This is a genomic window from Streptomyces boncukensis (genome assembly GCF_011045075.1).
Taxonomy (GTDB): Bacteria; Actinomycetota; Actinomycetes; order Streptomycetales; family Streptomycetaceae; genus Streptomyces; species Streptomyces boncukensis.
Map to the genome: position 1 here is coordinate 1 of NZ_JAAKZZ010000692.1, position 3,138 is coordinate 3,138.

Annotated in this window: 4 protein-coding genes; 1 reads left to right on the plus strand and 3 read right to left on the minus strand. The window is 72.0% G+C overall.

Annotated elements, in window-relative coordinates; genetic code table 11:
* The 3 genes from G5C65_RS34325 to G5C65_RS34335 form a co-directional block, all read right to left on the minus strand.
* Positions 1 to 201: cation transporter (locus G5C65_RS34325; protein ID WP_165302975.1), on the minus strand; the 201-nt coding region annotated here is incomplete at its 3' end.
* A 195-nt stretch (positions 202 to 396) separates the two neighbouring features.
* The gene (locus G5C65_RS34330; RefSeq protein WP_165302976.1) at positions 397 to 1,038 is read right to left on the minus strand and encodes a pyridoxamine 5'-phosphate oxidase family protein; all 642 of its coding nucleotides are present in this window, start codon (positions 1,036 to 1,038) and stop codon (positions 397 to 399) included.
* Positions 1,039 to 1,092: 54 nt separating this feature from the next.
* Positions 1,093 to 1,662 (minus strand): DoxX family protein, encoded by a 570-nt coding sequence (locus G5C65_RS34335; protein ID WP_165302977.1) that lies wholly within the window; start codon positions 1,660 to 1,662, stop codon positions 1,093 to 1,095.
* Positions 1,663 to 1,898: 236 nt separating this feature from the next.
* Here G5C65_RS34335 and G5C65_RS34340 point away from each other — a divergent pair, with 236 nt between their 5' ends.
* Positions 1,899 to 3,095, plus strand: coding sequence for a MarP family serine protease (locus G5C65_RS34340; RefSeq protein ID WP_165302978.1), 1,197 nt, complete (start codon positions 1,899 to 1,901; stop codon positions 3,093 to 3,095).
* The last annotated feature ends 43 nt before the right edge of the window (positions 3,096 to 3,138 follow it).

A 3,138-nucleotide genomic window follows, 5' to 3' on the forward strand; every position in this document is an offset into this window, starting at 1 on the left:
GGCCTCGACCGTGGCGATCAGGTCGTCGACGGCGACGTCCTCGGGGAAGCTGACCCTGGCCTTCTCGGTGGCGTAGTTGACGGAGGCGGTGACGCCCTCCATGCGGTTGAGCTTCTTCTCGATGCGGTTGGCGCACGAGGCGCAGGTCATGCCGCCGATGGCCAGTTCGACCTCGGGGTTCTCGGGGGTGGCGACGGTCATGGCGGCTCCTCGTACTCAGCGGGCGCATTCGTATCACGCGGACTCCCGCTCCCCGGGAACGCGGGTCCCGGGGGAGGGGATTCCATACCCGCAGGGGGTATTTTCTGCTCATCTCCTGTATACCCCCACCCCCTATGGAGAAGCAATACCCACGGGGGGTATCTGACGCGCAGACCTCCGCGCCGGGGAGGGGGGTCAGCCCTGGTAGATCCGCTCGGCGTAGGAGGGGCCGTAGTACTCCTCCAGGAACTCCAGCGTGTCCTCCTGGCGGTCGAGCGCCTTGGCCAGCCGGGCGCGCGAGGGCAGCGCGTCCGGCTGCCAGGAGGCGGGGTCCCAGATGCGGGACCGCAGGAACGCCTTGGAGCAGTGGTGGAAGATCTCCTCGATCTCCACGACCAGCGCCAGCTTCGGACGGTGGCGCCGCACCGTCATCTCGTCGAGGAACGGCGCCTCCCGCACGATCCGGGCCCGTCCGTTGATCCGGAGGGTGTCGCCCCGCCCTGGCAGAAAGAAGATCAGCCCGGCGTGCGGGTTGCCGAGGATGTTGCGGAGACCGTCCATCCGCTTGTTGCCCGGACGCTCCGGAAGCGCGATCGTACGGTCGTCCAGCACCCGGGTGAAGCCGGGCGGATCGCCCTTCGGGGAGACGTCGCAGCTGCCGTCCGGGGCCGAGGTGGCGACCAGACAGAAGGGGGAGTGGGCCAGCCACTCGCGGTCGAGTGTGTGCAGCGAGGCCCGGGACTTGGTCGTCACGTGCCGCGCCGGCTCCCCGATCAGCTCGCGGAGCTCCTCCTCGGAGGTGACCTCCGCCATCCCGTCCGTCGCCCGCCCGGTCATCGCAGCTCCCTTCGCGCCGTGTGCGTCTCCCGTGATCGTACGCTCGGCGCGCTGTCAGGTGCGGGTCAAAAGAACAGCCGCAGCCGTGACGCACGCCAGGGCCAGCGCCGCGAGGCCGTGGCTGAGCCGGTGCGTGCGCAGGACGGGCAGCAGCCGGTCCACCGCGTAGCGGCCGGGTCCGGCCAGGCAGACCGCGGCGGCCGCGACGGCCAGGACGACCGCGTACTCGACGCCCTCGGGGGCCATGAAGCCGTCGCCCCGGGTCACGACGACGACGTTGATCATGGTGCCGACCACGGCGGCCCCGGCGAGCGGGGTGAGCAGGCCCAGCGCCAGGCCGAGGCCGCCCAGCGCCTCCGAGAGCCCGGCCACGACCGCCATGGTCCGGCCGGCGGGGTAGCCGATGGAGGTGAAGAACTGCCCGGTGCCGTCCAGTCCGCTGCCGTCGAACCAGCCGAACAGCTTCTGTACGCCGTGCCCGGCGAGGGAGAGGCCGACGGCGAGCCGCAGCAGCAGCAGCGCGATGTCCCGGCCGGTCTGCTCGGTGTTCAGCGCCTGTGGGGTGGTGCCGCGTGTACGGTGCGTGCTTGTATGATTTCCTAGGGTGATCTCAGGGGGGGTCATCCGCGGGCTCCCTGTCTGGGTGCGAGTGGGGGTGGGTCGCGTGCGGCCAGTGCGGGGGAGTAGGTGAACCGTTCGGTTTCGCTCTGACCGTAGCGATTGGTCTGGACCTGCACAACGGGTCGGGTGCCCTCTGTCACAGGCGGAACCGAAGGGGGTGTGCTGCGCGTTTCCCCCCTCGAACAACCCAAGTGGGCTGCGCGGAGCGGCACGGACGGCACGGCGGAAGCGGGGAACGCGTGAATCTGCTGGACCTCCTGGTGCTCCTGGCCGTGCTCGCCTTCGCCGTGTCCGGCTTCCAGCGCGGCCTCGTCGCGGGCCTGGTCTCCTTCGCGGGCTTCATCTCGGGCGCCGCGCTCGGCGTCTGGATCCTCCCCTTCGTGCTGGACCAGGTGGACCGGGGCACCACGGCGGCCACCGTCGTCGCGCTGCTCACCGTGCTGCTCCCGGCCATCGGCGGGCACGCCCTCGCGGCCCGCCTCGCCTGGCAGTTGCGGTCGTCGCTGAGCTGGAAGCCGGTGCGCTGGGCGGACGGGGTGGGCGGCGCCGCCGTCAACGTCGTCGCGGTCCTCGTGGTCGGTTGGATGGCGGGCAGCGCCCTCGCCTCCTCCCCGTCCCCCGAGCTCAACCAGGCGATACGGGGCTCGTCGATCCTGGGCACCGTCCACGACCGGATGCCGGAGCAGGCGGCCACCTGGTTCAACCGCGCCACCAGCGCCCTGACCACCGCCGGCTTCCCGCAGGTCTACAACCCCTTCGAGAGCGAGCCCGGCAGCTCCGTGCCCGAGCCCTCGGGCGACACCGTCACCGAGGCGGCCAGCCGCGCGGCCCAGCGCAGCACCGTCAAGGTCGAGGGCGTCGCGCACGTCGACGGCGGCCAGCAGGGCCAGGAGGGCAGCGGCTTCGTCTACACCCGCGAGCATGTGCTGACCAACGCCCATGTCGTCGCCGGCGTCGACGACCCGACCGTCCGCGTGGGCGGCACCGGACGGGCGTACGAGGCGAAGGTCGTCCTCTTCGACCCGGGCACCGATGTCGCGGTGCTCGACGTCCCCGGCCTCACCGCGCCCGCGCTGCGCTTCGCGGGCGACGCCACGCGCGGCGACACCGGCGTCGTCGCGGGCTACCCGGAGAACGGCGGTCTGGACCTGCGCGCCGCGGCCGTCGCGCAGCGGACGACGGCGCGCGGCCAGAACATCTACGGCAGCAGCCTGACCACCCGCGATATCTACGCCATCCGCTCCCAGGTCCGCCCCGGCAACTCCGGAGGACCGCTGCTCACCACCGACGGTCAGGTCTACGGCATGGTCTTCGCCCGCTCCACGACCGACACGAGGACGGGCTATGTGCTGACGGCCGACCAGATACGGGGCCTGGCACGGAGCGGCGCCCAGTCGACGGCCCCCGTGGACACGGGGGACCGCTCAGCCCTTTAGGGGCCGGTGCCCTTCCGGGGAGGGCGGCCCCTCCCCCCTCCCC

What these genes read in the sequence shown, in the direction of transcription:
- G5C65_RS34335 (WP_165302977.1), bottom strand. Translation starts at nt 1,662, where the DNA reads ATGACCCCCCCTGAGATCACCCTAGGAAATCATACAAGCACGCACCGT.
- G5C65_RS34330 (WP_165302976.1), bottom strand. Translation starts at nt 1,038, where the DNA reads ATGACCGGGCGGGCGACGGACGGGATGGCGGAGGTCACCTCCGAGGAG.